29 protein-coding genes and 1 pseudogene are annotated in these 25,680 nt (G+C 65.0%); 23 read left to right on the top strand and 7 right to left on the bottom strand.

Features of this window, described 5'->3' with window-relative positions:
* Nucleotides 1-128: 128 nt before the first annotated feature.
* Nucleotides 129-1,082 (bottom strand): serine O-acetyltransferase EpsC, encoded by a 954-nt coding sequence (gene epsC / locus A9513_RS19050; RefSeq protein WP_089285771.1) that lies wholly within the window; start codon nucleotides 1,080-1,082, stop codon nucleotides 129-131.
* A 381-nt stretch (nucleotides 1,083-1,463) separates the two neighbouring features.
* On the opposite strand from epsC, the gene ssuD reads away from it, so the two are divergent.
* Nucleotides 1,464-2,606, top strand: coding sequence for an FMNH2-dependent alkanesulfonate monooxygenase (gene ssuD, locus A9513_RS19045; RefSeq protein WP_024767193.1), 1,143 nt, complete (start codon nucleotides 1,464-1,466; stop codon nucleotides 2,604-2,606).
* A gap of 108 nt (nucleotides 2,607-2,714) precedes the next feature.
* Entirely contained in the window at nucleotides 2,715-2,933 is a 219-nt protein-coding gene (locus tag A9513_RS19040) for a hypothetical protein (protein ID WP_065085276.1), read from the top strand.
* Nucleotides 2,934-2,942: 9 nt separating this feature from the next.
* Here the strand turns inward: A9513_RS19040 and A9513_RS19035 are convergent, their stop codons facing one another.
* Nucleotides 2,943-3,188 (bottom strand): hypothetical protein, encoded by a 246-nt coding sequence (locus tag A9513_RS19035; RefSeq protein ID WP_024767195.1) that lies wholly within the window; start codon nucleotides 3,186-3,188, stop codon nucleotides 2,943-2,945.
* An 80-nt stretch (nucleotides 3,189-3,268) separates the two neighbouring features.
* On the bottom strand, nucleotides 3,269-3,508 hold the full coding sequence (locus tag A9513_RS19030; RefSeq protein WP_141678459.1) for a hypothetical protein: 240 nt from the start codon (nucleotides 3,506-3,508) through the stop codon (nucleotides 3,269-3,271).
* Nucleotides 3,509-3,756: 248 nt separating this feature from the next.
* Here A9513_RS19030 and A9513_RS19025 point away from each other — a divergent pair, with 248 nt between their 5' ends.
* Together A9513_RS19025 and A9513_RS35090 are read left to right on the top strand one after the other, a co-directional pair.
* On the top strand, nucleotides 3,757-3,939 hold the full coding sequence (locus tag A9513_RS19025; RefSeq protein ID WP_065085275.1) for a hypothetical protein: 183 nt from the start codon (nucleotides 3,757-3,759) through the stop codon (nucleotides 3,937-3,939).
* 170 nt (nucleotides 3,940-4,109) lie between these two features.
* Nucleotides 4,110-4,277, top strand: coding sequence for a general stress protein (locus A9513_RS35090; protein WP_081754103.1), 168 nt, complete (start codon nucleotides 4,110-4,112; stop codon nucleotides 4,275-4,277).
* A gap of 123 nt (nucleotides 4,278-4,400) precedes the next feature.
* On the opposite strand, the gene A9513_RS35655 is transcribed toward A9513_RS35090, so the two are convergent.
* The gene (locus tag A9513_RS35655; RefSeq protein WP_099051252.1) at nucleotides 4,401-4,574 is read right to left on the bottom strand and encodes a hypothetical protein; all 174 of its coding nucleotides are present in this window, start codon (nucleotides 4,572-4,574) and stop codon (nucleotides 4,401-4,403) included.
* A gap of 428 nt (nucleotides 4,575-5,002) precedes the next feature.
* On the opposite strand from A9513_RS35655, the gene A9513_RS19020 reads away from it, so the two are divergent.
* Nucleotides 5,003-5,593: a phosphoribosyltransferase gene (locus A9513_RS19020; protein ID WP_065085274.1), complete on the top strand. Its 591-nt coding sequence runs from the start codon at nucleotides 5,003-5,005 to the stop codon at nucleotides 5,591-5,593.
* Nucleotides 5,594-5,693: 100 nt separating this feature from the next.
* Here the strand turns inward: A9513_RS19020 and A9513_RS19015 are convergent, their stop codons facing one another.
* On the bottom strand, nucleotides 5,694-6,734 hold the full coding sequence (locus A9513_RS19015) for a LacI family DNA-binding transcriptional regulator (RefSeq protein WP_065085273.1): 1,041 nt from the start codon (nucleotides 6,732-6,734) through the stop codon (nucleotides 5,694-5,696).
* A gap of 220 nt (nucleotides 6,735-6,954) precedes the next feature.
* Between A9513_RS19015 and A9513_RS19010 the strand changes: the two are divergent.
* The 5 genes and pseudogenes from A9513_RS19010 to A9513_RS18990 all read left to right on the top strand — a co-directional run.
* Nucleotides 6,955-7,488, top strand: a pseudogene (locus tag A9513_RS19010) (TonB-dependent receptor plug domain-containing protein); the annotation flags it as partial.
* A 5-nt stretch (nucleotides 7,489-7,493) separates the two neighbouring features.
* Nucleotides 7,494-7,811 (top strand): hypothetical protein, encoded by a 318-nt coding sequence (locus A9513_RS19005; RefSeq protein ID WP_038803657.1) that lies wholly within the window; start codon nucleotides 7,494-7,496, stop codon nucleotides 7,809-7,811.
* A gap of 345 nt (nucleotides 7,812-8,156) precedes the next feature.
* Complete coding sequence (locus tag A9513_RS19000) at nucleotides 8,157-8,963, top strand: ABC transporter substrate-binding protein (RefSeq protein WP_024767201.1); 807 nt, start codon at nucleotides 8,157-8,159, stop codon at nucleotides 8,961-8,963.
* Between the two features lie 78 nt (nucleotides 8,964-9,041).
* The gene (locus A9513_RS18995) at nucleotides 9,042-9,755 is read left to right on the top strand and encodes an amino acid ABC transporter permease (RefSeq protein ID WP_024767202.1); all 714 of its coding nucleotides are present in this window, start codon (nucleotides 9,042-9,044) and stop codon (nucleotides 9,753-9,755) included.
* 1 nt (nucleotide 9,756) lies between these two features.
* Entirely contained in the window at nucleotides 9,757-10,449 is a 693-nt protein-coding gene (locus tag A9513_RS18990) for an amino acid ABC transporter permease (protein ID WP_038803658.1), read from the top strand.
* 3 nt (nucleotides 10,450-10,452) lie between these two features.
* Here the strand turns inward: A9513_RS18990 and A9513_RS18985 are convergent, their stop codons facing one another.
* Complete coding sequence (locus A9513_RS18985) at nucleotides 10,453-11,202, bottom strand: thioredoxin family protein (RefSeq protein WP_024767203.1); 750 nt, start codon at nucleotides 11,200-11,202, stop codon at nucleotides 10,453-10,455.
* 95 nt (nucleotides 11,203-11,297) lie between these two features.
* Between A9513_RS18985 and A9513_RS18980 the strand changes: the two genes are divergently transcribed.
* From A9513_RS18980 to A9513_RS18950, 7 genes are all read left to right on the top strand, one after another.
* Nucleotides 11,298-12,518, top strand: a complete 1,221-nt coding sequence (locus A9513_RS18980; RefSeq protein ID WP_038803659.1) for a hypothetical protein — start codon at nucleotides 11,298-11,300, stop codon at nucleotides 12,516-12,518.
* Nucleotides 12,519-12,559: 41 nt separating this feature from the next.
* The gene (locus A9513_RS18975) at nucleotides 12,560-13,210 is read left to right on the top strand and encodes a PQQ-binding-like beta-propeller repeat protein (RefSeq protein WP_037007571.1); all 651 of its coding nucleotides are present in this window, start codon (nucleotides 12,560-12,562) and stop codon (nucleotides 13,208-13,210) included.
* Between the two features lie 75 nt (nucleotides 13,211-13,285).
* Nucleotides 13,286-13,735, top strand: coding sequence for an isoprenylcysteine carboxylmethyltransferase family protein (locus A9513_RS18970; RefSeq protein WP_024766496.1), 450 nt, complete (start codon nucleotides 13,286-13,288; stop codon nucleotides 13,733-13,735).
* 99 nt (nucleotides 13,736-13,834) lie between these two features.
* Nucleotides 13,835-14,527: a response regulator transcription factor gene (locus tag A9513_RS18965; protein ID WP_065085270.1), complete on the top strand. Its 693-nt coding sequence runs from the start codon at nucleotides 13,835-13,837 to the stop codon at nucleotides 14,525-14,527.
* Nucleotides 14,527-15,903 (top strand): sensor histidine kinase, encoded by a 1,377-nt coding sequence (locus A9513_RS18960; protein ID WP_065085269.1) that lies wholly within the window; start codon nucleotides 14,527-14,529, stop codon nucleotides 15,901-15,903. The genes A9513_RS18965 and A9513_RS18960 overlap by 1 nt, the downstream gene beginning before the upstream one ends.
* Nucleotides 15,904-15,984: 81 nt before the next feature.
* Nucleotides 15,985-18,219, top strand: coding sequence for a TonB-dependent siderophore receptor (locus A9513_RS18955; RefSeq protein ID WP_065085268.1), 2,235 nt, complete (start codon nucleotides 15,985-15,987; stop codon nucleotides 18,217-18,219).
* Between the two features lie 15 nt (nucleotides 18,220-18,234).
* Nucleotides 18,235-19,128 (top strand): alpha/beta hydrolase, encoded by an 894-nt coding sequence (locus A9513_RS18950; RefSeq protein WP_065085267.1) that lies wholly within the window; start codon nucleotides 18,235-18,237, stop codon nucleotides 19,126-19,128.
* Between the two features lie 40 nt (nucleotides 19,129-19,168).
* Here A9513_RS18950 and A9513_RS18945 read toward each other — a convergent pair whose 3' ends face one another.
* Complete coding sequence (locus A9513_RS18945) at nucleotides 19,169-20,062, bottom strand: LysR family transcriptional regulator (RefSeq protein ID WP_065085266.1); 894 nt, start codon at nucleotides 20,060-20,062, stop codon at nucleotides 19,169-19,171.
* Nucleotides 20,063-20,161: 99 nt separating this feature from the next.
* Here A9513_RS18945 and A9513_RS18940 point away from each other — a divergent pair, with 99 nt between their 5' ends.
* The 6 genes from A9513_RS18940 to A9513_RS18915 all read left to right on the top strand — a co-directional run bounded on the left by A9513_RS18940 (nucleotide 20,162) and on the right by A9513_RS18915 (nucleotide 25,654).
* Nucleotides 20,162-20,938 carry an NAD(P)H-dependent oxidoreductase gene (locus tag A9513_RS18940; RefSeq protein ID WP_065085265.1) on the top strand — a complete coding sequence of 259 codons (777 nt, stop codon included), beginning with the start codon at nucleotides 20,162-20,164 and terminating at the stop codon, nucleotides 20,936-20,938.
* A 263-nt stretch (nucleotides 20,939-21,201) separates the two neighbouring features.
* Entirely contained in the window at nucleotides 21,202-21,987 is a 786-nt protein-coding gene (locus tag A9513_RS18935; protein WP_065085264.1) for a transporter substrate-binding domain-containing protein, read from the top strand.
* 56 nt (nucleotides 21,988-22,043) lie between these two features.
* Entirely contained in the window at nucleotides 22,044-22,721 is a 678-nt protein-coding gene (locus A9513_RS18930; RefSeq protein WP_065085263.1) for an amino acid ABC transporter permease, read from the top strand.
* Nucleotides 22,718-23,452, top strand: a complete 735-nt coding sequence (locus A9513_RS18925) for an amino acid ABC transporter ATP-binding protein (RefSeq protein WP_024766487.1) — start codon at nucleotides 22,718-22,720, stop codon at nucleotides 23,450-23,452. Before A9513_RS18930 ends, A9513_RS18925 begins: the two co-directional genes overlap by 4 nt.
* A gap of 31 nt (nucleotides 23,453-23,483) precedes the next feature.
* Nucleotides 23,484-24,749: a cysteine desulfurase-like protein gene (locus A9513_RS18920; protein ID WP_255302876.1), complete on the top strand. Its 1,266-nt coding sequence runs from the start codon at nucleotides 23,484-23,486 to the stop codon at nucleotides 24,747-24,749.
* Between the two features lie 29 nt (nucleotides 24,750-24,778).
* Complete coding sequence (locus A9513_RS18915; protein ID WP_065085261.1) at nucleotides 24,779-25,654, top strand: MurR/RpiR family transcriptional regulator; 876 nt, start codon at nucleotides 24,779-24,781, stop codon at nucleotides 25,652-25,654.
* Nucleotides 25,655-25,680 lie beyond the last annotated feature (26 nt).

The following is a 25,680-nucleotide window of genomic DNA, read 5'->3' as shown; positions in this document are numbered from 1 at the left end:
AGGAAGCCCGAAGCGGAAAGCGAATGATCGTGAGTGGGAAGCATGGAAATGCCGTTGCGCTAAATGTCTGGCAGATACTGCTGAAGGAGCGAGGGAGCTGTCAACTCCCCCGCCCCGTTTCCATCGCATCAATCCTTGCCGCAGCGACTCTCGTCGTGCTGCAGGCTGGCTTGGCTCACCTGGCTGCCTGGCGGCACGCTGCGAGTCAGCCAGACGTTGCCGCCGATGGTCGAGCCCTTGCCGATGGTGACGCGCCCCAGGATGGTGGCGCCGGCGTAGATGACCACTTCGTCTTCGACGATCGGGTGGCGTGGTTCGCCCTTGTGCAACTGGCCGCTTTCGTCAGCGGTGAAGCGCTTCGCACCCAGGGTTACCGCCTGGTAGATGCGCACCTGTTTGCCGATGATCGCGGTTTCTCCGATTACCACGCCGGTGCCATGGTCGATGAAGAAACTGCTGCCGATCTGCGCGCCGGGATGGATGTCGATGCCGGTGGCCGAGTGCGCCAGCTCCGAGATGATCCGGGCCAGCAATGGCAAGCCGGCGTTGTACAGGTGATGCGCAAGGCGGTGGTGGATAATCGCGACGACGCCCGGGTAGCACAGCAGAACCTCGTCGACGCTGCGCGCGGCAGGGTCGCCCTGATAGGCGGCGAGCACGTCGGCATCCAGCAATTTGCGCATTTCCGGGAGCGCACGGGCGAAGTCGCGTACCAGCAGCACGGCATGCTCGTCGATCCGACCATCTACTACGTCACCGCGCTGCCGCGCGCTGTAGCGCAGTTCCAGGCGGGCCTGCACCAACAGTGCATTGAGGGCCGCGTCCAACGTATGGCCGACAAAGAAGTCTTCGCTTTCCTCGCGCAGGTCGTTCGGGCCGAGGCGCATGGGAAACAATGCGCTCGCCAGGCGTTCGACCACTTCCTCGATGGAGTGCCGCGAAGGCAGTTCACGACCGCCCTGTTCCGGATGTCGCCCAGTGCGGGATCGCCACTCGTTACGGGCTCCGCGCAGGTCCTCGACGATCTGCGCCAGTTGCCAGTTCACCGGGCCATTCTCGTTCAGTCGATTGGCGTCGTTCATCGCTTGCTGTGTTCCTTGGTATTCAGAGGCTTCGATCACGAATGCCTATCCTGATCGGTCGCGCCTCCGAGGACAAATCGCCGGAAGGCATAACCTAATGCCTTTTTCGCAGCACCAAGTGCTGGCACAGCAACAGTCGATCAACAGTACTGCTGCCGCAGCAACACCTACCCGGCGGCGAATCCCCCGGAATCCGCGGGGCGCAGCGCTGGCACAAGCCTTGCTGCCCCGCAGGACCGCAGCGCAGCCGCCCTCGTACCTTCCTGCCCGAATCGAGCGCACCAACCGTGCCGGCTGCCGGGTCGCATTCCAATGAAGACTTGCCACGCGTGCACCGACAGGGCGACGCCCTACTTCGATGATGGCAACGAGGACACCCCTATGAGTCTGGATATTTTCTGGTTCCTGCCGACTTCCGGCGACACCCGCTACCTGGGTCATTCCGGCAGCGGCCGCCCGGCGACCAACGAGTACATGCGGCAGATCGCGGTCGCCGCCGACCAACTCGGTTACGACGGTCTGTTGATTCCCACGGGCAGCAGTTGCCTGGACCCCTGGGTCACTGCGGCCAGCCTGGTGCCGGTCACGCAGCGGATCAAGCTGCTGGTGGCGCTGCGCACCTCGCTGGGCAACCCGACAGCCTCCGCGCGCCAGGCCGCCTCCCTGGACCAGGCCAGTGGCGGTCGGCTGCTGCTCAACGTCGTCCCTGGCGGAGACAGCACTGAGTTGGAGGCGGATGGCGTTTTCCTCGGCCACGACGAACGCTACGCCGCCTCGGATGAATTCCTCACCATCTGGCGTCGCCTGCTGTCGGGCGAGACGGTGGACTTCGAAGGCCGGCACCTGAAGGTAAAGGGTGCGCAGAACTTCTTCCCTCCCGTGCAGAAGCCCTACCCGCCCCTGTACTTCGGCGGCTCCTCCCCTGCCGCCCATGAACTGGCCGCCAGGCATGTGGATGCCTACCTGACCTGGGGCGAGCCACCCGCCGCCGTGGCCGAGAAGATTGCCGACGTGCGCGAACGGGCAGCACGCCTGGGGCGCACGGTGAGATTCGGCGTGCGCTTGCATGTGATCGTGCGGGAAACCAACGAGAAGGCCTGGGCCGCCGCCGACGAACTGATCAGTCACCTGGATGACGCCACCATCGCGGCCGCGCAGTCGAACTACGCGAAGATGGATTCGGTCGGCCAGCAGCGCATGGCCGCGCTGCATGGTGGCGACCGCAACAAGCTGGAGGTTGCGCCAAACCTCTGGGCCGGCGTCGGCCTGGTCCGAGGCGGTGCCGGCACCGCACTGGTAGGCGACCCGCAAACCGTCGCGGCACGCCTGCTGGAATATGCCGCGCTGGGAGTCGACAGCTTCGTGCTGTCGGGCTACCCGCACCTGGAGGAAGCCTACCGTTTTGCCGAGCTGGTATTCCCGCTGCTGCCTGGCAAGGGGCGTGTAACGGTGGATGGCGTGCTCACCGGGGGCGCCTTCGACGTACGCGCCGGGCGCGAGGAGGCCAAGGACGCTGCCGCCTGATCGGTCAGCTCAAGTGTCGGTCCGATGACCAGTATTGCCCCTGAGCGATCAGGGGCTACTCTTGTCAGCCATTCCACAGATCGACCCTGCCAGGGAAGCCGCACGACCATGCAATGGCTGATCGAGTATCAACTCAACGGCAAGGACCGCCACCTGCTCATGCGCGCGCGGAGCATTCCCCATATCAAGGCGATCGCCTTCTCCATCTATGTTCGTGAATTCCCCGAGCAGCCCCGCCCGCTGCACTCCTCCGCCGAGGTCGAGTCCTGGCTGGGCGCCCGCGGCATTACCATCTGCGACGTCCGCCTGGTCTCGGCGCGGACCTGAGGCGGCGGCCTAGTCTCCCGCCCTGGCAACACGGTAGGTAACGTCCTGCACGTTGTGGGCTTCCACATTGCGGCGGATGGTGTGGTAGCGCTTCTGGTAGCCGCGCAGATCGTGGATCGGGATATGCAGATGGCGCGCCACGTGGCTCCATGCCCGCGCTTCGCTCATGGACTCGTCCTCGGCTTCGAACTCGAATTCCCGCCCGTCTCGCACAAAGCAGACGTGATAACGCCTGGTCAGGGATTCGTCCTGCATGGTGCCTCCGGATTCTGGCTCTCTCCCAAGCACTGACCGGGCGACCGTAGCGGCGGTTCAAATCGATCGTTCGAGCTGGATCAGTCCATGACCACCCATGAAATGGTGCCTCCCTCGCCGGACGCATGGTGCAGCACGAGATCGATCCGGTGGGCGGCGTGAAGCAGGGTTTCCGCGTCGTGTTCCAGCAACTGCGCCGCGGCCATCAGCGCCGATGCTGTATCGGCAGTGCCGGCCTTGAGCGCGGCCTCGCGCAGCACCTGGACAACGCAGGTCTCGTTGAAAGCCGAGGCCATTAGCACCTTCCGCAGTCGTTCCACGTCAGCCTCCCTTGGCCCTGTGCGCCTGTGAGGAATAGCTCCATTTGACCCAGTGCGTCGCCTCGGCCGACGATTGGCGCGGCTTGCGAGCTCGGCTATTATTGGTAACGCGTTACCATGAAAGGCGGATCAATACGGTAACGCGTTACCAACCCCCTGACGAGGCCCGCATGAAAGACGCCAAGGACAGAGCCACTCGCGACGCTTTCGAAGCCCCGAGCAGAGGCCGCCCCCGCAGGGAAGGCGCCATGACCAACGCCGAAAAGCAGGCCGCCTACCGCAAGCGCCGCGCGGAATCCGGCGGCGGTGCGGTCATGCTCAACAACGAAGAAATCTGGCTGATCTGCCACGCCCTCGATGGCAAGGTCTGGGAGGCGGACGCCGAACAGCGGCAGAAGCTCATCGCCCGGCTTCGCAAACGCGTGGTGTGAGCGGTGTGCCAGCAGGCGAACTCCGCTCGGCCGTGCTCCCCCATATAACGAGCGGCCGCCCGATTCATGCCTGATCGTTCTTAAAATCAGTCGAACACCGCTGATCGATTTGTTTCGGATGAAGTGAATGCACCGCATTCGCCCATTCACTTCCCACGGAGTAGTTCCCCATGGCCGAACACAGAGGTGGTAAAGGCAACTTTGCGGAAGACCCCCAGCGGGCATCCGAGGCCGGCAGGAAAGGCGGCCAGCATAGCGGCGGCAATTTCAAGAATGACCCGGCGCGTGCATCCGAGGCGGGTCGCAAGGGAGGCCAGCGCAGCCGCGCTGATCACTGACTGGCAGAGGGTGGTCTCCGGCGCTCGCCGGCACGATGAATCCACCCTGCTCTCTTCAACGAAAATGGCGCCCAGGGACGGGCGCCGTTTTCGCTGGCCGCCATCGGTGCGGCGGGACCCCGGTCACTGAGTGCAGAGCACCTCGCTGACCTGGATATCGGAGCGCGAATCGCGCCCGATCGGCCCATGCAGTGCGCGGACGAATTGTTGCGCCTGCTGGCGGCTCAGGCTCTCCTGCACCAGCACAGTGCTCATGGGTTGGCCGTTGCGGCGGTAGCGGATCAGGTACGCGTGCATGGCGATCTCTCCTCGGTTGGCTGGTGGCGGACGAAACTCGCAGGAGCAACTATAGGCACAGCTCCGGCAAAGAGCGGGATCGGTACCGTTTCGGCATGGACCTGATACTGGGAGTCGCAATACTGGCAGTCGTTCAAGGTGTGTGGCAGACGCTCCCGATAGGGCCGTCCGCGCGCAATTCCTGAACCTTCGATGGGACTGCCGCTCACAATTCACGGCAGCCCCTTGCAGGCTCAGTCGGTACGAATCTGCCAGGCGCCATCGATTTCCGGCGGCTCGCAGTCGCAGCGAGGTCCGTCTGGCCCGGACCGGCAAACGCACCCGCAAATGGCGCCGGGCACGGGCCAGGCTGCTGTGATTCGCGAAAGGAGGTTCAGATGCCCTCAGTTCGATAGACCAACCGTCGCCATGCCGGCGTGGCGCTGGCGATGGTCCTGCGCGACATGCCGCTGGAAAACCCGCTGATCCTCGCTCTGCCCCGCGGTGGCGTGCCCGTCGCCAAGGAGGTCGCCCGAGCGCTGGGCGCGCCGCTGGATGTACTGCTGGTGCGCAAGATCGGCGCACCCGGCAACGAGGAGTACGCCCTGGGCGCCATTGTCGACGGCCCCGAGCCAAACTGGGTGGTGGACGAACAGATGCTCGAGCAGCTTGATCCGCCGCCGGAATGGTTTGAACAGCAGGTGCTGGAGCAGATCCGCGAACTGGAGCGGCGCCGTTTGCTGTACCGCGGCGCGAAGGCGCCAGCGCAACTCGAGGATCGCGACCTGATCGTCGTCGATGACGGCCTGGCGACTGGCAGCAGTGTGCGCGCCGCGCTCAAGTGCCTGCGTGCGCAGCACCCGCACAAGGTGGTGCTCGCCGTTCCGGTGGGCCCGGCGGAAACCGTGCAGAAGCTGCGTGACGAGGTGGATACCCTGATCTGCCTGGACACGCCGTCACCGTTCCGCGCAATGGGTGATCACTACCGGGACTTCCACCCGCTCAGTGACCAGGAAGTGATCGACCTGTTGGCCAAGTAGGCGCGTTAGAGCTTGCTCGCGAACCGTTCAAGCGCGGAGCCGCCGGGATACTCGTTCACGAGCCGGCTCGCTCCTGCAGTGGATGGACAGGCTGAAGGGCTCAGGCGCTTTCGCGCTCCAGCACCCGGCAGCCGAGCAGGTTCAGGCGTTCCACCTCGCCATCCAGTGGCACCACACCGATGGACTGCAGCACGCGCAGCGCTGCGATCTCGCCGATCTCGCGGGCTGGCGGCTTGATGGTGGACAGGTTGGGCAGCAGCATCGGCGCGAAGGGATAGTCACCGAACCCCAGCACCGCGCACTCATCAGGAATCTTCAGCCCTGCGCGCTGCCCCGCGAGCAGGCCACCGGCAGCGAGATTGTCGTTGGCGAAGACGATCGCCTCGGGACGTTGCGACCCTCGTGCCATCAATGCTTCCATGGCCTGCCGCCCAGCCTCGAAAGGCGCGCTCTCGGTGGGTACGAACATCCAGGGCTCGCCACCCATTTCGCGCAAGGAATCGGCATAGCCGTCGCGGCGGTCCAGGGCGCTGAAGTCTCCTGGCGCGCTGTTCTGCACGAAGGCGATTCGCCGGTAGCCCTTGCCGTGCAGGTAGTGCACGGCATCCACGCCGACCTGGTAATGGGAAAAACCGACCTGGATCGGCGCGCGCCCAGCCTGGTAATCCCACACCTCCACCACTGGCATGTCCGCCGCTGCAATGAGCTTTTCGGTGGCCGGCGTATGGAAATGGCTGGTCAGCACCAGCGCCGCCGGGTTCCAGCCGAGAAAGGCGCGTACGGCGTTTTCCTCCCTGTCTTCGGAGAAGTAGCTGGACGCCAGCAGCAGTTGGTAACCGTGCGCGGCCAGGGTGTCGCTGAAGGCCTGGATGGTGTCGGCGAAGATCGGCCCGGAAATGTTCGGCACCACCATCCCCACTACCCTGCCCCGCGCCGAGGCCAGCCCGCCGGCAACCTGGTTGGGCACGTAACCCAGCTCCCCCACTGCCGCGGCGATGCGCTCGCGCAGGTCATCCGACAGCTGCGCCGGCTGGTTGAAGTAGCGCGACACGCTGATGGCGGAAACCCTCGCCAGCTCCGCCACGGCGGTGAGCGTCACGCGCCCTGCCCCACGGCGTTTGCGCGGTATCTGGTTGGCCAATTCGGCGCTCCTGTTTCTTTAAGTCAGGAATATAAACGTAATTTTTAATTATTTGACGATCTATCTAGTGATTCAGGATACTCGCCAATGTTAGCGCTAACAATACAAACTGTCCGCAACGATTCCAGCCACTCGCACGAGCGAGCGCTCGTGACAGTCCCGTAGAGAAAAGCGCCCCGAAATGAGAAACGAGGGCGGACCAGGGCACGAAGGAGTGGCTATGCAATCGCAACAATGGGGGACGCTCGGCCGTCCGCAATTCACCGGCCGACGCAGCGCGCTGGCCCTGGGCATCGCCAGTGTGATCGGCGCGCTGGCCTGCAGCGTGCAGGCAGCCGAAACCACGAGCAGCGACACCCAGTCCGCCGACTCGGCGCCGACGCTCAAGGCAGTGACCGTCACCGCGACCCGTCGCGAAGAGTCGCTGCAGAAGGTCCCCGTCGCGGTCTCGGTGATCGACGGCGAACAGCTGGAGCGCGACAACCGCAACAACGTGTCGAGCATCGTCCAACAGGTGCCGACCCTGAATTTCCGCACCGGCGCCTCGAACAAGGACACCTCGCTGTTCGTGCGTGGCGTGGGCACCATTTCCACCTCCCCCGGCGTCGAGCCGAGCGTGTCGACGGTGATCGACGGCGTAGCGCTCGGCCGGCCCGGCCAGGCGACCCTGGACCTGCTTGACGTCGAGCGCATCGAAGTGCTGCGCGGCCCACAGGGCACGCTGTTCGGCAAGAACGCCTCGGCCGGCGTGCTCTGGGATTGAGCGGGCCGTTCTACCTGTCCAGCCGTGAGTACGCTGGAGCGAATCCCGAGTTCATCCGCCAGGTAATGGACAGCCTCAACCAGGCCGAAGCCCTGACCCGTAGCGACGAAACCGGCAGCGTAGCGATCATGGCGCGCGTCACCGGCCTCTCTCCGGACGTGATCGCGGAAACCTTCAAGCATCGCCCGCCCTCGCCTATCCGTCCGCTGGAGGATGCAGACATTGCCGCACAGCAGCGCACCGCCGACCTGTTCCTCGCCGAGCGCATCCTGCCCCGCACCGTCGACGTCAGTGCCGCACGCTGGAGGCCCTGACAGCTTCCGCCCTTTGTAGGAGCGAGCTTGCTCGCGAACGAAGTTCCCGGCGAGTCGGGCGCTTGGCCGTTCGCGAGCAAGCTCGCTCCTACAGGTGCAATTCCGCTCCTACGCACATGCGAGATTCATGTAAATGGTTATCTAATCGGTTACTTTATATTTCTTCCAGTTATTAGATAGACCAATTCATTCCTTCTCCGCAGCCCCGCCGCACTGCCACACTCGGCTTCGCCGGCGGGCGACCCTCGCCGCTCTACAGCGGGCTTCTCCCACCCTCGAGCGCCCGCTCTCGATCACCCCGGGACCCCGTCAAACGAGCGTGGCCCGACAAGGAGCTGGATGTTCATGAAGAAACTCACTGCCGTTACCGCCCTCGCCCTGGCCGTCCTCTCGGGGCTGGCTCACGCCGACCGCCTGGAAGACATCAAGAAGGCCGGAGTGCTTCGCGTAGCCGCCTTCGACAGCAACCCGCCGTTCGGCTTCGTCGACGCCAGAAGCAAGCAGATCGAAGGCCTCGACGTGGATTACGCCAAGGCACTGGCCGACAAGCTCGGCGTCAAGCTGCAGGTACTGCCGACCAACCCCGCCAACCGTATTCCGCTGCTGACCGCGAACAAGGTCGACCTGGTGCTGGCCAACTTCACCATCACCCCCGAGCGCGCCGAGCAGGTGGATTTCAGCATCCCCTATTTCTCCTCCGGGCAGCAGTTCATCGTGCGCAAGGGCAGCCTGAAATCGCCGGAAGACCTGAACAAATGGCGCGTCGGCGTCGACAAGGGCACAGTGAACGAAGGCGTTTTGCGGGAGAAATTCCCCGGCGCCAAGGTCATCGCCTACGACGACACACCGTTCGCCTTCACCGCCCTGCGCAACGGCCAGGTCCAGGCCATCACCCAGGACGGCCCCAAGCTGATCGGCCTGCTGGCCAACGTGCCGGACAAGGACAAGTACGAAGTCCCGCCCTTCACCATCTCCAATGACCTGATTGGTGTGGGCATCCCCAAGGGAGAGAAAACCCTGACCGAGTTCGTCAACCAGAGCCTCACCGAACTGGAGGCTGATGGTAAAGCCCAGACCATCTACGACACCTGGTTCGGCCCGACCACCAAGACGCCCCTGGCGCGCCTTTACAAGATCGGCGACAAGAGCTGATCCGCGCCGACCTTCCGCACCACCCCACGCCCCGGCTCGCCGGGGCGTGTCCGTTTCTTCCACTGATGGATTCGTGACATGTTCGGCGAACTGCTCGCCCCGACCTACCTGCGCTGGTTGCTCGACGGCTTTCTGCTCACCCTTGCTATCTCCCTGTTCTGCTGCGTACTTGCCACCCTGCTCGGCGCGCCGCTGGCCATTGCCCGGCAGGCGAAATCGCGCTGGCTGTCGTGGCCGGCGCGGGCTTATCTCGCGCTGTTGCGCAACACGCCGCTGCTGGTGCAGCTGTTCTTTTGGTATTTCGGCGTGCCCGCCCTGCTCCCGGAGGAGCTGGTGTTCTGGCTCAACTCACCCCACGAGCTGGGCTGGCTCGCATGGCCGTCGTTCGAGTTTCTCGCCGCCGCGTGGGGGCTGACGCTCTACACCACGGCGTTCATTGCCGAGGAGTTCCGCGCCGGTATTGCCTCGGTCAGTGCACAACAGCGTGAAGCCGGCATGGCGCTGGGCCTTCGCCCGATACAGGTTTGGCGCTGGGTGATCCTGCCGCAGGCGCTGCGCACTGCACTGCCCCCGCTGATGGGCCAGTACATGAACGCCCTGAAAAACTCCTCGCTGGCCATGGCCATCGGCCTGGCGGAGCTGTCCTACGCCTCGCGACAGGTGGAGACGCAGACCTTCAAGACCTTCCAGGCGTTCGGCATCGCCACCCTGCTGTACATCGGCGCCATCGCGCTGATCGAGGCGCTGGGCCAGGCGATCCAGCAGACCCGCCGCTATCGCCAGGGGGCCTGACATGGATTTCTCGGTGATCTCGGACAACCTGTCCTATTTCCTCATCGGCGCCTACCCGGACGGCCCGCTCGGCGGCGCGGCACTCACGGTGATCCTTGCCCTGGCCTCCGGCCTTGCCTCAGCGGTGATCGGCCTGGCACTGGGCATCGCGTTGTCGGTACTGAGTGGCAAACCGCGCCTGCTGCTGGTGGCGTTCCTCGGTTTCTTCCGCGCCATCCCGGTGCTGATGCTGATCTTCTGGGTCTACTTCCTGCTGCCCATCGTTCTGCACATCGACGTGCCTGCACTGGGCACGGTGGTCTGCGCCCTGTCGCTGATCGGCGGGGCCTATCTGGCGCACTCGGTGCACGCGGGTATCGAAAGCCTGCCCAAGGGCCAGTGGGACGCCGCCCGCGCGCTGGGCCTGCGCCCATGGCAGGTGCTCACCCTGGTGATCCTGCCGCAGGCGCTGCCGATCATGCTGCCGTCCTTTCTCAACCAATGGGTCTCGCTGATCAAGGACACTTCGCTGGCCTATGTGATCGGCGTGGGCGAGCTGTCCTTCGTCGCCACCCAGGTGAGCAACCGGGTGATGGTGCATCCCACGGAAGTCTTCCTGTTCGTCGCCCTGCTCTACTTCCTGCTGTGCTCGGCGCTGGACCTGACGGCGGCGTTGGTAGCGAGGCTGCGGCCGGCTTATCGCAAGCCCGTGTGAGCCTCAGTATTCATCGTGCCGGCGCCACCACATGCCCTGCTCGTTGCGCCCGCGTGGCGCGCGGTCGAGCCACTGGAACAGGCCCCAGAGGGCATCCAGGCCGCGGGCGTAGGTGGAGTAGCAGTGATAGATGTGGTCGCCTTCGCGAACGAAGCTGCTCATGCCGGGCAGATCAAGGGTAAAAGTCGCCACATCGGTGCCGCAGCAGGCGGCGGTTTCCACGACGGGTGCCGGTGCCGGCCCCTTGGCCGGGCCTTCGCGGCGGAAGTTGTAGTCGACTTCCCCGCCGCGCTGCTGTGCTTCGGTGAAGGATACGTTGAAGTCGTAGTTGAAGCCGCTGCCGTGGGATGACGCCCAGGGGAAGCTCCAGCCCATGCGTCGCCGATACCCGAGCAGCCTTTCCAGCGGTGCGCGGGACACCGCCACCAGGCTGACGTCGTGGTTCGCCAGGTGGCTGGCGTAGCCGTCGAAACCGTCGGCGATGTTCGAGCAGGACGGGCAGCCGGCGCGGTAGTCCGGACCGAACATGAAATGGTAGACCAGCAACTGCGAGCGGCCGGCAAACAGCTCCTGAAGGCTTGCCGGGCCCTGTTCGGTGTCGAAGCGGTAGTCCTTGTCGATCAGCACCCAGGGCAGCGCCTGGCGCTTGCGGGCCAGCTCGTCGCTGCGCCGGGTCAGCGCCTTTTCCTCGGCCAGCAGCTCCAGGCGTGCGGCCAGCCATTCTTCGCGGGTGCCGATGGAATGGGCAGTCATGGCAGTTCTCCTCCGCCAGCGGCGGTTCGGTGGGCATGGCTTAGACTAGGCAGCGGGCCGACGTCGACGGGAGTGACAAAGGTGGCGGGATTTCCATGGATTCGCTGATCACCGCGGCTGCCCGCGCTTTGGCAGCGGGCGATCCGCTGGGCGCGTTGAACCGCGTGGCACTGCGCGAAGACCCGCCGGCTCTCGCCCTGCGCGGCATTGCCATGGCGCAACTGAACGACTATCCCCGCGCCCGAGCCCTGCTCCGCCGTGCCGGCCGCGCGTTTGGCGCCCATGAGCCGATGGAGCGAGCGCGCTGCCGGGTTGCCGAGGCGGAAGTGGCGCTGGCCAGCCGCGAACTGAATTGGCCGGCCGAGCCGATGGAAAACGCCGCGAAGACTCTGGAGGCTCACGGCGACGAGGGAAACGCGGCCCAGGCGCGATATGTGCTGATTCGCCGAGCGCTGCTGGTCGGCCATCTTGACGAGGCAGAAGGCCGGCTGGCGGCGCTTGATCCAAGCGCCATCCCGGCACCATTGCGTGCTGTGCACTGGCTCATCGTCTCGGGCCTTGCCGTGCGCCGGGTGCGTGCCGGCGAAGCGCGCGCGGCGCTGCGGGCTGCGGCCCTGGCGGCCAGGGAAGCCGGAATACCGGCGCTGTGCGCCGAGGTCGAACAGGCCGGGCGACTGCTCGATGCACCGGCCGCACGACTGATCTCGCCGCAAGCGGATCGCCTGTTGTCGCTGGAGGAAGTGGAAAGTCTGCTGGGCTCGGACGCTTTGGTGGTGGATGCCTGCCGCAGCCGCTTCGGCCCTGTGGCGCTGGCCAGCCGGCCGGTGCTCTTTGCCCTGGCCCGCGCGCTGGCCGAAGCCTGGCCTGGCGATGTATCACGCGCAGACCTGATAGCCCGGGTGTTCCGCACCCGCCACCCGGACGAAACCCACCGGGCGCGCCTGCGGGTGGAGATGGGCCGCTTGCGCCGCCTGCTGCAGCCACTGGCGCGGCAGCCTCTGGCACGGATAGCGGCGACGCCGCGCGGGTTCGCGCTGTATCCCGAAAAGACCACCCGCCTGATTGTCCTCGCGCCGCCGCTGGAGGACTCCCACGCCGACGTACTGGCGTTGCTGAGCGATGGCGAGGCCTGGTCCAGTTCGGCCCTGGCCATGGCGCTCGGCAGCAGCCAGCGCAGCGTTCAGCGCACGCTCGAAACACTGGCCAGAACCGGGCGGGTACAGGCGTTGGGCCAGGGCCGGGCGCGGCGCTGGACGCTGCCGCCTGCGCCGGGATTCGCGACGACCTTGTTACTCCCCGCGCCCTTCGGTGCCTGAATAGGCTGAAGGCTCCAACCCACAATGTGCAGGGCGACACCATGACCACCCACTACAAGCAATCTCCGGCGCAGGTGCTACAGGAATACGGTCCCTTCCCCGGCATCAGCACCGTCCACGGACTGACCTTCGACGGCCAGCACGTCTGGTTCGCCGTTGGCGAGCGCCTGCAGTGCCTCGACCCGAAGAGCGGTCATCTGGAGCGCTCCATCGAAGTCTCCGCCCATGCCGGTACTGCGTTCGATGGCACCTACCTGTACCAGATCGGCGAAAGCATCATCCAGAAGATCGACCCGGCCAGCGGCAAGGTGCTGGCGAGCATTCCGGCACCCGGCAAGGGCGGCGACTCCGGCATGGCCTGGGCGGAGGGTTCGCTCTGGGTCGGCGAGTACCGCGCCAGGAAGATTCACCAGATCGACCCGGAAACCGGTGAAGTCCTGCGTACGATTGATTCAAATCGTTTCGTCACCGGCGTGACCTGGGTCGAAGGACAACTCTGGCATGGCACCTGGGAGCCGGAGTCGACCTACAGCGAGCTACGCCGCATTGACCCGCAGTCCGGCGAGGTTCTGGAGCAGCTGGACATGCCCGAGGGCGTGCACGTTTCTGGCCTGGAAGCCGACGGCGCCGAGCGTTTCTACTGTGGCGGCGGCAACAGCGGCAAGGTCCGCGCGGTGCGTCGGCCGCGCTGAGGCGCGCCAGCGAACGCAATCTGGGCTAGTGTTGGCAGCTCACTGGATTTGGCCGCACTGGCCCGGAGACCGAGCATGGATTGGCTGGAACACCGCATTCCCCCGCCCCTGGTGGCGATCATCAGCGGCCTGCTGATGTGGCTGGCGGTACGCCCGATTGCGCCCCTGGGTGGCCGCCTGTGGCTGGCGCTGCTGGTGGTGCTGGCCGGGGCGGCGGTCTGTCTGGCTGGCGTGGCGTCTTTCCGTCGTGCACGCACCACGGTCAATCCGCTGAAACCGGAGAGCGCCTCGTCCCTGGTGGTCGCCGGCATCTACCGGCACACCCGCAACCCAATGTACCTGGGCTTCGCCATCATCCTGCTGGGCTGGTGCGTGTTCCTTGGGTCCGCACTGGCGGTGCTCGGTGTCGCAGCCTTCGTGCTGTACATCGGCCGATTCCAGATCCGCCCCGAGGAAAGGGCGTTGCGCGAGCTGTTCGGCGCGGAGTTCGAGGCTTTCTGCGGTCGGGTGCGACGCTGGGTCTGAGGGCCTCGCGGCAGATTGCCATTGCCTTGTGACCGGGAGAGATGAGATATTTGCAAATGCTAAACATTCTCATCAAAGAAACTTTCATCAAGGTTTATCGTGTCCCCTTCGCTTCTGCTGGTGGAGGACGATTCCCGTCTTCGCCTGGACCTCGAACGCCATTTCTGTCAGCGCGGTTTTGCCGTCACCACCTGCGCCAACGGTGACCAGGGCCTCGTCGCCGTTCACCAGAACGACTTCGACCTGATTGTGCTGGACATCATGCTACCCGGCGTCGATGGTCTTTCCCTGCTCGACACCCTGCGCAGCCATCGCACTACGCCGGTCATGCTGATGTCCGCCCTGGGCGCGGAGCAGGACCGCATCACCGGCTTCACCCGTGGCGCCGACGACTACCTGCCCAAGCCCTTCAGCCTGGCTGAACTGGACGCGCGCATCGATGCGCTGCTGCGCCGGGCCAACCTGGACCGTGCCCGCGAGGTGCCTCGCCCGCAGGGTTCGCTGGAGTTCGACGATGAGCTGCAGGACGTTTCCCGCAACGGTGAGCACGCAGGGCTGACGCATTCCGAGTATCGCCTGCTGGCCACGCTGAACGCCCACGCCGGCGAGGCACTGAGCAAGAGTTTCCTCTACCAGAGCGTGCTGCACCGCGCGTACACGCGCCTCGATCGCGGGCTGGACGTGCACGTCTGCAACCTGCGCCGCAAGCTGGCCGCCATCGGCGCGCTGCAGGTGCAGATCCAGGCGGTGCGCGGCCAGGGCTACATCCTGGTGGACGCGGAACGCCACTGATGCGCCGTCATCCCCTGCTATGGAAGATCGCCGCGCTGCAGGTCGGCTTCTGCCTGCTGCTGACCTGGCTGATCTGGACCTGGGGCCTGTCGCTGGAGCGCAGCACCTACTTCCTGGGCGAAGCCGATCGCGACTACCTCGCGCGCTATGCCGAGCAGGCGGAAATGGTCTTCGAGCAGCACGGCGCCGAAGGTGTCGAGCGCTTCCGCCGGGAGTTGGCCGCCGCTGAAGACACCTGGGTGGCGGTGATCGGCGACCACCTGCAGAGCCTGGGCACCACGCCACTGACGGCGGCGGAATCCAGCCACCTGACGTTCATGCGCAAGCTCGACTGGCCGATGAGCCGACGCCTGCAGGATGAGCTGCCCTACGTCAGCATCGAGTTTCCCGCACATCCCGAACGCGGCCGGCTGGTCATGCAACTGCCCGAGCGGCTGCTACCTGGCGGCCTGACGCCCTGGACGCACCTGTTCAGCCACGGCGTGGTGCCGACCCTGCTGGCCGCCCTCCTCGGCCTGCTGATCTACCGCCACCTGGTGCTGCCGCTCAATCGCCTGCGCGCCCGTGCTGACGCCCTGCGCGCCGACGATCTGGACAGCGATATGCCCGGCACGCCACTGGCCAATCGCCGCGATGAGCTGGGCGAGCTGGCACTGGCCTTCGATCACATGGCCGAGCGGCTACGTCACAGCCTTGCGCAGCAGCGACTGCTGCTGCGCACCCTGTCCCACGAGCTGCGCACTCCGCTGGCGCGCCTGCGCATCGCCCATGACAGTGACCTGCCGGCGGAGCATCTGCGCGAGCGGCTGGGCCGTGAGATCAACGATATGCAGCGCCTGCTGGAAGACACCCTCGACCTGGCGTGGATGGATACCGAGCGCCCGCAGCTCGAACGTGAGCCGGTGCTGGTGCTGTCGGTGTGGGAGGCGCTGCGCGAAGACGCCTGCTTCGAAAGTGGCTGGGAAGTCGAACGTCTGCCCTGCTCGCTGGGCACCGACTGCAGGGTGCAGGTGCACCTGAACAGCTTCGCCCAGGCCATCGAGAACCTGCTGCGCAACGGTATCCGCCACTCCCCGCGCAACGGCAAGGTGCGTCTGGACGGCTGGCGCGAAGGCGGTTTCTGGCATCTATGTGTCAGCGACGATGGCCCCGGCGTCGCCGAACCTGACCTTGAGCGCATCTTCCAGCCCTACCAGCGGCTACAGCCGTCCGAGTCCAGCGGTTTCGGCCTTGGCCTGGCCATCGCCCGGCGCGGTATCGAGCTAGCGGACGGCCGCCTGTGGGCCGAAAACGGCGCGAAGAATGGCCAGGCCGGGCTCTGCCTGCACCTGCTGCTGCCCGCAGCGCCGAGCCAACAGTCCATCGCAAGTGTTTAGAAAGTTAATGCGCTTTACTGGCAAATAGCAGTCATTATCATTTGTGATCTCTCAGTAATCGTCCTCCTCTGGAGATCACCGATGTCGTCTCGTCCGATGCAGTTCCTTCCGCCCTTCCTGCTGCTTTCCAGCTGCCTGCTGTCCTTCGCCGTACAGGCCGCCAGCGCCGATTCCGATGTCGTCGAGTTCGACAGCGAAACCATCGTCGCCACCGCCGCGGAGGAAGCCAAGCAGATGCCGGGCGTGTCGATCATCACCGCCGAGGACATCAAGAAGCGCCCGCCGGCCAGCGACCTGTCGCAGATCATCCGCACCATGCCGGGCGTCAACCTGACCGGCAACTCCACCAGCGGCCAGCGCGGCAACAACCGCCAGATCGACATCCGCGGCATGGGCCCGGAGAACACCCTGATCCTGGTAGACGGCAAGCCAGTCGCCAGCCGCAATGCCGTGCGCTACGGCTGGCGCGGCGAGCGCGACTCGCGCGGTGACACCAACTGGGTGCCGGCCGACCAGGTGGAGCGCATCGAAGTGCTGCGCGGCCCGGCGGCAGCGCGCTACGGCAATGGCGCGGCGGGCGGCGTGGTGAACATCATCACCAAGCAGGCCGGCAAGGAAACCCACGGCGACGTCACCGTCTACAGCAATTTCCCGCAGCACAAGGACGAAGGCGCCACCCAGCGCATGACCTTCGGCCTTAACGGCCCGCTGACCGACACCCTGAGCTACCGCGTCTACGGCAACGTCGCCAAGACCGACTCGGACGACTGGGACATCAACGCCGGCCACGAATCCAACCGCACCGGCAACCAGGTCGGCACCCTGCCGGCCGGCCGCGAAGGCGTGCGCAACAAGGACGTCAACGGCCTGCTCAGCTGGCACCTGACGCCCGAGCAGACCCTCGACTTCGAGGCCGGTTTCAGCCGCCAGGGCAACATCTACACCGGCGATACCCAGAACACCAACAGCAACGCCAACGTGAAGTCCATGCTCGGTCACGAGACCAACCGCATGTACCGCGAGAACTACTCGATCACCCATCGCGGCGAGTGGGACTTCGGCAGCTCCATGGCCTACCTGCAGTACGAGAAGACCCGCAACAGCCGCATCAATGAAGGCCTGGCCGGCGGCACCGAGGGTATCTTCAGCAACACCGATTTCTACACCGCCACCCTGCGCGACCTCACCGCTCACGGCGAAGTGAACCTGCCGCTGCACGCCTGGCGCGACCAGACCCTGACCCTGGGCAGCGAATGGGTGCAGCAGAAGCTCGACGACCCCAGCGCCAACACCCAGACCACCAGCGAAGGCGGCTCGGTGCCGGGCCTGGCCAGCAGCAACCGTGACACCACCTCGCAGGCACAGATCTTCTCGCTGTTCACCGAGGACAACATCGAACTGTTGCCCGGCACCATGCTGACTCCGGGCCTGCGCTGGGACCACCACAACATCGTCGGCGACAACTTCAGCCCGTCGCTGAACCTGTCCCACGCGCTGACCGACGCCGTTACCCTGAAGGCCGGCATCGCCCGCGCCTACAAGGCGCCGAACCTGTACCAGCTCAACTCCGACTACCTGCTCTACAGCCGCGGCCAGGGCTGCTACGGCCAGAGCACCAGCTGCTACCTGCAGGGCAACGAGGACCTCAAGGCGGAAACCAGCGTCAACAAGGAGCTGGGCATCGAGTTCAACCAGGACGGCCTGATCGCCGGCCTGACCTACTTCCGTAACGACTACAAGAACAAGATCGAGTCGGGCCTGTCGCCCATCGATCAGGCCAGCGGCGGCACCGGCAGCTACGCCAACGCGGCGATCTACCAGTGGGAAAACGTGCCCAAGGCGCTGGTCGAAGGCCTGGAAGGCACCCTGACCATCCCGCTGATGGAGCAGCTGAAGTGGAGCAACAACTTCACCTACATGTTGCAGTCGAAGAACAAGGAAACCGGTGACGTGCTCTCGGTGACGCCGAAGTACACCCTGAACTCCATGCTCGACTGGCAAGCCACCGACGCCCTGTCGCTGCAAGCCAGCGTCGCCTGGTACGGCAAGCAGAAGCCGAAGAAGTACGACTACCACGGCGACCGCGTCACCGGCAGCGCCAACAACCAGCTCTCGCCCTACGCCATTGCTGGGCTGAGCGGCACCTACGTGTTCACCAAGAACCTGAGCTTCACCGCCGGGGTGGACAACGTCTTCGACAAGCGCCTGTTCCGCGAGGGCAACGCCCAGGGCGTGAATGGCATCGAGGGCGCCGGCGCGGCCACCTACAACGAACCGGGCCGCACGCTGTACACCAGCCTCACCGCGTCGTTTTGATTAGAGAAAAGCCTGATGAGATTTCGCCTCCTGGCCCTGGCACTGGCATTCGCCGTGCCGGGGCTGGCAGCGCACGCCGCGCCTGCCCCCGACCAGAAAATGGACACGACCCTGCTGCAACGCAGCGACCTGGCCTACCGCTTCAGCGAGCTGAAGCTCGATTCCGCCGATGGCCAGCGTCACTACCAGCTGTGGATTGCCCGGCCGAACCACCCTGCTCCGGCCGCTGGTTATCCAGTGGTGTGGATGCTCGATGGCAACGCCGCCGTCGGCGCACTGGACGAAAAGCTGCTCAACGACCTGAACAACGGCAAGGCGCCATTGCTGGTTGCCGTGGGTTACCAGACGCCCCTGCGCATTGACCGCGCCGGCCGCACCCGCGACTACACCCCGCCGCGCCCGCAACTGGCCGAGCAGAAGGACCCGCTCACCGGCGACCCCAGCGGCGGCGCCGATGCCTTTCTCGACCTGATGCGCGACCGCATGCTCCCGGCGGTGGCCGCCCAGGCGCCCATCGACCGTTCGCAGCAGACGCTCTGGGGCCACTCCTACGGCGGCCTGCTGACACTCCACGCGCTGCTCACGCGCCCGCAGCAGTTCAGCTTCTACGCACCGGCCAGTCCTTCGCTGTGGTGGGGTGATGGCGCCATCCTCCAGGAGCAGGAAGGCTTTGCCCAACGCATGGCCGGGCATTCTGCGCAGCTGCTGCTGATGCGCGGCGGCAAGGAGCCCTTCAAGCCACGCGAGGACATCACCCCCAGCGCGCCGCGCGCCGCCCAGCAACTGGTAGAAAGCGTGGGCAAAGTGCCCAGCATGCAGGCGCGGTTCCACGCCTTCGACGGCATGAGTCATGGGCAAACGCTGGAGGCTTCGCTGCGCTATCTGCTGCAGACGCGGTTTGGGCAGTGACCTGAGGCACCGTGCCAGGTTGTAGGAGCGCCATCGACGCTCAGACTGCCGCGGCAATCTGCTCCCGCAACCACCGGTGCGCCGGGTCGCGGTGCGAGCGTTCGTCCCAGAGCATCGACATCTCGTATCCCGGCACTTCCACCGGCGCCTCCACCACGCGCAGCGCCGGGTTATTGCGCACCAGCCGCGCCGGCACCATGGCCACCAGGTCGCTGCTGGCCAGCGCCGAGATGACGAAGAGGAAATGCGGCACCGACAAGGCCACGCGCCGGCTCAGGCCGACCGCCGCCAGCACTTCGTCGGTCACGCCGCTGAAGCCGCCGCCATCGGGCGACACCATCACATGCTCCAGTTGGCAGAACTGCGCCAGGCTCGGCTTGCGCTTCAACCTCGGGTGCCCGGCACGCCCGGCCAGCACGTAGCGCTCGCTGAACAACGTGCGCCGGCGCATGTTCGGCGGGCTGCCCTCGGTAGTGTGGAACGCCAGGTCGATCTCGCCCTGCTCCGCCTGCCGGGCGATGCGCGGCGGCGACAGCTCCAGCAGGGCCAGGCGAGTGCCTGGTGCGCTGCCGCGAATGGCGCTCAGGGCCGGCAACAGGATGGTGGATTCGCCGTAGTCCGTCGCGGCGATGCGCCAGGTGTTGTCCGCCATGGTCGGATCAAAGGGTGCTGATGGCGCCACCGCCTGCTCCAGGGCCTCCAGGGCAATGCGCAGGGGCTCGCGCAGGGATTCTGCCCGCGCCGTCGGGCGCATGCCGCGGGGGCCGGGCAGGAGCAGCGGGTCGTCGAAGATGTCGCGCAGCTTGGCCAGGTGCACGCTGACCGAAGGCTGGGAAAAATTCAGCTGCTCGGCGGCGCGCGTGACGTTGTGCTCGCGCAGCAGCACGTCGAGGGTCACCAGCAGATTCAGATCGAGCCTGCGCAGATTATTCATTGATATACCTGGGATTCCGGATATTCATTTCAACTATACCCCGGCAATCCGCATCCTGCGCCCATCCCCTCTCACCGGATGACTCACAGGAAGGCATTCATGAACGTACTGATCGTCTACGCCCACCCCGAACCACGTTCGCTCAATGGCTCACTGAAAGACTTCGCCGTGCGCCACCTGCAGGCGGCCGGTCATGCCGTGCAGGTCTCGGACCTGTATGCGATGAACTGGAAGGCCCCGCTCGACGCTTGCGACAGCCTCGACCGCGATCCCGAAGCGCGTTTCGACCCCTCGCTGGACTCCAAGCGCGCCTACGCCGCTGGCCGGCAGAGCATCGATATCGCCGCCGAACAGGAAAAGCTGCGCTGGGCCGACACCGTGATCCTGCAGTTCCCGCTCTGGTGGTTCAGCATGCCGGCAATCCTCAAGGGCTGGTTCGAGCGGGTCTACGCCTATGGCTTCGCCTACGGCGTCGGCGAGCACTCCGACGCCCGCTGGGGCGACCGCTATGGCGAAGGCAACCTCGCCGGCAAACGCGCCATGCTGGTGGTCACTACCGGCGGCTGGGAGTCGCACTACAGCCCGCGCGGCATCAACGGCCCGATCGACGACCTGCTCTTCCCGATCCACCACGGCATGCTGTATTACCCCGGCTTCGACGTGCTGCCGCCATACCTGGTCTACCGCACCAGCCGGGTGGATGGCGAGCGCTACAGACAGATCGAACAGGAGCTCGGCGAGCGCCTGGACACGCTCCAGACCGCGGCTCCCATCCCCTTCCGCCGGCAGAATGGCGGCGACTATGAAATCCCGGCGCTGACCTTGCGCGATGAGATCGCCCCGCAGGCGAATGGCTTCGACGCGCACCTGAAGTGAGAGCGCACGGGCACACGGACTGCTTGCAGAACCCTGCTGCATTCAAGTGCAGCCCCGATGGGGGGAGGCTTCCGGGGCACGTCCTGCCTGACTCTGAAGGCTTGCGGCGGCTGCCCCGCAAACAGGCACAACGCACCACCATGGAACCATTTAATTCAGAAAAATTACTTATTGAATTATTTGATTTACACGCTTAACCTCGATTGCAGATTCCTTCAGACGGGATCGCAGGCTTCTTCAAAACAAGAACGAGGGGAGCAGCAATGAAAGCAAAGTGTGTAGCGAGTTTCGCCCTGGCGGCAGCCTTCACGACCGGGGCCACCTGTGCCTGGTCCGCTGACTGGACGGTTGGCGCCAACGTCGGCAACGTGCCTTGGGAGTTCCAGGATGCCAAGGGTGAGATCGTCGGTTTCGAAGTGGACGTCGTACGCGAAGCCGCGAAGCGCGCCGGCAAGTCCGTGGAGTTCGTCAACATCCCCTTCAATGGCCTTTTCAGCGCCGTTCAATCACAACGCGCGGACCTGGCCATTTCCTCGATCACCATCACCCCCAAACGCCTGGAGTCGGTTGGATTCGCCCAGCCGTACTACGACAGCGACCAATCCCTGTCGGTGCTCAAGACCTCCTCCATCAAGAGCCTGGACGACCTCCCCGGCAAAGTCGTCGGCGTCGATACAGGTTCCACGGGGGACATGTGGGTCGGCCAGCACAGCGCGCAGTACAAGTTTGGCGATGTATCGCGCTACGAGGGTCTGTCACCGGCCATGCTCGATCTCGCCTCTGGTCGAATCGACGGCTATATCAGCGACATCCCCGCAGTTCTCTACTACATCAAGGACAAGCCGCAGTATGCCGTGGTCGCGCACATCCCTACCGGTGAGCGCTACGCGATCATGCATGCGAAGAACTGGCCGGCCTCCGCGCAGCTCAACGACATCATCAGCACGATGAAGCAGGACGGTTTCATCGCCGACCTGCACAAGAAGTGGTTCGGTGCCGATGCGACTGCCGGCTCCAGCACCCTGGAAGTGGTCGACGCGCCTCGCTGAAACCATCCCTGCCATGCGGCGGCAACCAACGGCGCCGCTTCGCTCAGGAAGTCCCGATGGAACTGCTACATACCTTCTTCAACTGGGGCGTCTTCGTCGATGCCCTGCCGGTGATGCTGCGTGGGCTGGGCGTGACGGTCATGCTGGGTATCCTCAGCATTGTGCTGGGCCTGGTCGGCGGCCTGGCCCTGGCGATGATCCGGCTCTACGCGCTCACACCGCTGCGCGCACTGGCGCGGGTCTATATCGATGTGCTGCGTTCAATCCCGCTACTGGTGCTGCTGGTGCTGATCTACTACGCACTGCCCTTCATGGGGATTCGCCTGTCGTCCTTCGCCGCGGCCACTGCAGCCTTGTCCATGGTTTCCTGCGCCTATGCCGCGGAAATCTTCCGCTCGGGCATCGAGGCCATCCCCCGTGGCCAATTCGAGGCCGCTGCATCGCAGGGCATGGGCTTCTTCCACACCATGCGCGACGTGATCCTGCCGCAGGCAATGCGCATCGTCATGCCACCGATGACCAGCAACTGCATCAACGTGATGAAGGACACAGCGCTGGCCTCGGTGGTAGCGATGCCGGACCTGCTCAAGCAGGCGACCCAGGCACAGGCGCTGGCAGCCAACCCGACACCCCTGGTCGGTGCGGCCGTCATGTACCTGCTGCTGCTGTTGCCGCTGGTGCAACTGGTTGGCTGGGTCGAACAGCGCAATCACAGCGGGAGCAAAGCAGCATGAAGCCGATCATCCAGGTCAAGCGCATGTCCAAGCACTATGGGGAGTTCCAGGCGCTGTACGGCATCGACCTCGACGTCGTCGAAGGCGAAGTGGTGGTGATCCTGGGGCCTTCCGGCTCCGGCAAGTCCACCCTGATCCGCTGTATCAACCTGCTGGAGAACTATCAGCAGGGCGACATCCTGGTCGCCGGCGAACGCGTCGAGGCAGGCCCGCGCCTCACGCACATCCGTAGCGAAGTCGGCATGGTGTTCCAGGGGTTCAATCTCTACCCGCACCTGAGCGTACTGGACAACGTGGCATTGGCGCCGATCCGCGTACGGAGGATGTCGCGCCGCGACGCCCACGCCCGCGCCCGTGTGCTGCTGGAGAAGGTCGGCATGGCCAGCCACGCTCACAAATTGCCGGGGCAACTTTCCGGCGGACAGCAACAGCGCGTAGCAATCGCCCGGACCATGGCGATGGAACCGAAGGTCATCCTGTTCGACGAGCCCACCTCTGCACTCGATCCCGAGATGGTCGGCGAGGTACTGGATGTCATGCAGGCGCTGGCCCGCACGGGTGTAACCATGATCGTGGTTACCCACGAGATGGGCTTTGCGCGGCGCGTTGCCGACCGGGTGATCTTCATGGAAAGCGGGCGCATCGTCGAAGAGAACGAGCCCGAAGCGTTCTTCACCCAGCCCCGTGAGCCGCGAACCCAAGCCTTCCTGCAAGCCATTCTGCACCACTGAAGCTTGCATCACCGAACAATGGAGCACCGATGTGAATCTGCCTTCTGCCCCTCGTCATAACGCGCTCGACATGGATTACGTGCGCGCCCAGTTCCCCATGCTGGCCGATGGTTTCGCCTATCTCGACAACGCCGGTGGTTCGGCCGTGCTCGGCCGCGTGGCCGACCGGGTGCGAGACTACCTGCTCAATAACAGCGTGCAACTGGGTGCCTCCTACAGTGGCTCSSCGCTGGCTGGCGAGCGGGTCCTGGAAGCACGCCGGGCCATCGCGCAACTGATAAACGCTCGTCATCACGAAGAAGTGATCATGGGTGGCTCGACCACCCATCTGCTGCAGATTCTCTGCCGCGCACTGACCCCGAGCATCGGGCCAGGCGACGAAATCATCGTCACCAACAGCGACCACGAAGCCAACATCGGCCCCTGGGTGCGACTGGCCGAGGAGCGCGGCGCAACACTGAAGTTCTGGAGCGTGGACAGCGCCAGCCAGGAGCTGGAACTGGCCGACCTGGACCGCCTGCTCAGCCCGCGTACCCGCTACGTCAGCATGACCCATGCGTCGAATATCCTGGGTAGCGTCAATCCGGTAGCCGAGGTCGCGCGACGTGTCCATGCGGTCGGCGGAAAGCTGTGTGTCGACGCCGTCGCCTATGCGCCGCACCGTCTGGTGGATGTCCAGGCCAGCGCGGCGGACTATTACGTCTTCAGCTTCTACAAGGTGTTCGGCCCTCATTTCGCCGTGCTCTGGGGCCAGCGGGATGCATTGCTCGAGTTGCCGAGCCTGAATCACTTCTTCATCGGCCGTGAGGTGCTGCCCTACAAGCTGCAACCGGGCAACCTCAACTACGAGCTGTCGTTCGGCTGTGCCGGCATCAACGACTATCTGCTGGATATCGGTGCTCGGCTCGGCGCCCAAGGCAGCCCCCGGCAGATCATGCAGGCGGCCTTCGACGCGTTCGAGCAGCAGGAGGACCTGCTGGCCGAGCGCCTGCTGCAGTTCCTCCGCGAAAAGCCTGGGGTGCGTATTATCGGCAAGGCGCAGGTGAAAGACCGCGGGCGCGTACCTACCATCAGTTTCGTTGCCGACGGCCTATCCTCGGAAAGCATCGTGCGCGCCATCGACGAGCACCGCATCGGCATCCGCTTCGGCGACTTCTACGCCCGTCGCCTGATTGAACATCTCGGGCTGACGCAGCATGGCGGAGTGGTGCGGGTTTCCATTGCCCACTACAACACCGTCGAGGAGATCGACCGACTGGTCGACCATCTCGACTGCGCGCTCGATCGCCTGCGCTGATCGACGTCCTCCACCTGACCGAGCCTCTTATGTCTGCCCCGAAGAATCTCACGGAACTGCGTGCCGCCATCGTCGCCCAGCAGGCCGACCTCACCCAGCGCATGCGCGACGCCGCACGCTACCTGACCGACCATCCCCATGACGTTGCGCTCAATACCGTTGCGGCGCTCAGCGAGCAGTCGGGGATTGCGTCGACGGCCTTCATCCGCCTGGCCAAGGCGCTGGGATTCAATGGCTTCAGCGAGCTGCAGAAGCTCTTCAAGGAGCCTTTGCAGCAAGCTGGCCAAGGCAGCTTCAGCGAGCGCATTCGCCACCACAAGGGCGAACAGTTGCTGGAGGATCCAACCGATGTCGGCGGCATCCTGCGCGAGTTCAGTCGCGCCAATATCGTCTCGCTCGAACACCTGGCCGAAGGCACGCAGCAAGCCGCCATCGAAGAGGCTATCGAGCTGCTGCAAAGCTCTCGCACCGCCTTCGTGATCGGGATGCGCCGCTCCCTTCCGGTAGCCAGCTATCTGAGCTATGCGATCAGCCGCGGTGGCCGTCCATCGGTGCATATCGGCGGTTTCGGCGGAACGCTGCGCGAACAGGTCGCCGCGATTCGAAGCGACGACGTGCTGGTGGCGGTCAGCTTCCCACCCTATGCCAGCGACACCGTCGAGGCCTGCCAGCAGGCCCTTGCCGCCGGTGCCAGGGTATTGGCAATCACTGACAGCCTGCTCAGCCCGATCGCCCAGGGAGCTTGCGTGCTGATTGAAGTCAGTGATGCCGAACTGCTCGGCTTCCGCTCACTGACTGCGTCGTTCTGCGTGGCGCAGACACTGGCGATGGGCCTGGCCTTCAGGGACCGCCAGGCTCCGGACGGCAGTATCGATCATCAGGTACTCGAAGACATCGACTGCTGACCCCCCTTTTTCTCACTTTTCACGGT

It is taken from the genome of Pseudomonas sp. AU12215 (assembly GCF_001675465.2).
In the GTDB taxonomy this organism is placed as follows: Bacteria; Pseudomonadota; Gammaproteobacteria; order Pseudomonadales; family Pseudomonadaceae; genus Pseudomonas; species Pseudomonas nitroreducens.
The sequence above is the reverse complement of the archived record's forward strand: the minus strand, read 5'-3'. Positions and strand labels throughout refer to the sequence as shown.

Bases quoted from the DNA above. Each gene is read 5' to 3' on its own strand.
- A9513_RS19035 (WP_024767195.1), bottom strand. From the start codon at position 3,188: ATGCAGGACGAATCCCTGACCAGGCGTTATCACGTCTGCTTTGTGCGA.
- A9513_RS18950 (WP_065085267.1), top strand. From the start codon at position 18,235: ATGAGATTTCGCCTCCTGGCCCTGGCACTGGCATTCGCCGTGCCGGGG.
- A9513_RS18935 (WP_065085264.1), top strand. From the start codon at position 21,202: ATGAAAGCAAAGTGTGTAGCGAGTTTCGCCCTGGCGGCAGCCTTCACG.
- epsC (WP_089285771.1), bottom strand. From the start codon at position 1,082: ATGAACGACGCCAATCGACTGAACGAGAATGGCCCGGTGAACTGGCAA.
- A9513_RS18985 (WP_024767203.1), bottom strand. From the start codon at position 11,202: ATGACTGCCCATTCCATCGGCACCCGCGAAGAATGGCTGGCCGCACGC.
- A9513_RS18915 (WP_065085261.1), top strand. From the start codon at position 24,779: ATGTCTGCCCCGAAGAATCTCACGGAACTGCGTGCCGCCATCGTCGCC.
- A9513_RS35655 (WP_099051252.1), bottom strand. From the start codon at position 4,574: ATGCACGCGTACCTGATCCGCTACCGCCGCAACGGCCAACCCATGAGC.
- A9513_RS19025 (WP_065085275.1), top strand. From the start codon at position 3,757: ATGACCAACGCCGAAAAGCAGGCCGCCTACCGCAAGCGCCGCGCGGAA.
- A9513_RS18990 (WP_038803658.1), top strand. From the start codon at position 9,757: ATGGATTTCTCGGTGATCTCGGACAACCTGTCCTATTTCCTCATCGGC.
- A9513_RS18955 (WP_065085268.1), top strand. From the start codon at position 15,985: ATGTCGTCTCGTCCGATGCAGTTCCTTCCGCCCTTCCTGCTGCTTTCC.
- A9513_RS18975 (WP_037007571.1), top strand. From the start codon at position 12,560: ATGACCACCCACTACAAGCAATCTCCGGCGCAGGTGCTACAGGAATAC.
- A9513_RS18960 (WP_065085269.1), top strand. From the start codon at position 14,527: ATGCGCCGTCATCCCCTGCTATGGAAGATCGCCGCGCTGCAGGTCGGC.
- A9513_RS19040 (WP_065085276.1), top strand. From the start codon at position 2,715: ATGCAATGGCTGATCGAGTATCAACTCAACGGCAAGGACCGCCACCTG.
- A9513_RS18925 (WP_024766487.1), top strand. From the start codon at position 22,718: ATGAAGCCGATCATCCAGGTCAAGCGCATGTCCAAGCACTATGGGGAG.
- A9513_RS18940 (WP_065085265.1), top strand. From the start codon at position 20,162: ATGAACGTACTGATCGTCTACGCCCACCCCGAACCACGTTCGCTCAAT.
- ssuD (WP_024767193.1), top strand. From the start codon at position 1,464: ATGAGTCTGGATATTTTCTGGTTCCTGCCGACTTCCGGCGACACCCGC.
- A9513_RS19020 (WP_065085274.1), top strand. From the start codon at position 5,003: ATGGTCCTGCGCGACATGCCGCTGGAAAACCCGCTGATCCTCGCTCTG.
- A9513_RS18980 (WP_038803659.1), top strand. From the start codon at position 11,298: ATGGATTCGCTGATCACCGCGGCTGCCCGCGCTTTGGCAGCGGGCGAT.
- A9513_RS18995 (WP_024767202.1), top strand. From the start codon at position 9,042: ATGTTCGGCGAACTGCTCGCCCCGACCTACCTGCGCTGGTTGCTCGAC.
- A9513_RS18930 (WP_065085263.1), top strand. From the start codon at position 22,044: ATGGAACTGCTACATACCTTCTTCAACTGGGGCGTCTTCGTCGATGCC.
- A9513_RS35090 (WP_081754103.1), top strand. From the start codon at position 4,110: ATGGCCGAACACAGAGGTGGTAAAGGCAACTTTGCGGAAGACCCCCAG.
- A9513_RS18945 (WP_065085266.1), bottom strand. From the start codon at position 20,062: ATGAATAATCTGCGCAGGCTCGATCTGAATCTGCTGGTGACCCTCGAC.
- A9513_RS18970 (WP_024766496.1), top strand. From the start codon at position 13,286: ATGGATTGGCTGGAACACCGCATTCCCCCGCCCCTGGTGGCGATCATC.
- A9513_RS19000 (WP_024767201.1), top strand. From the start codon at position 8,157: ATGAAGAAACTCACTGCCGTTACCGCCCTCGCCCTGGCCGTCCTCTCG.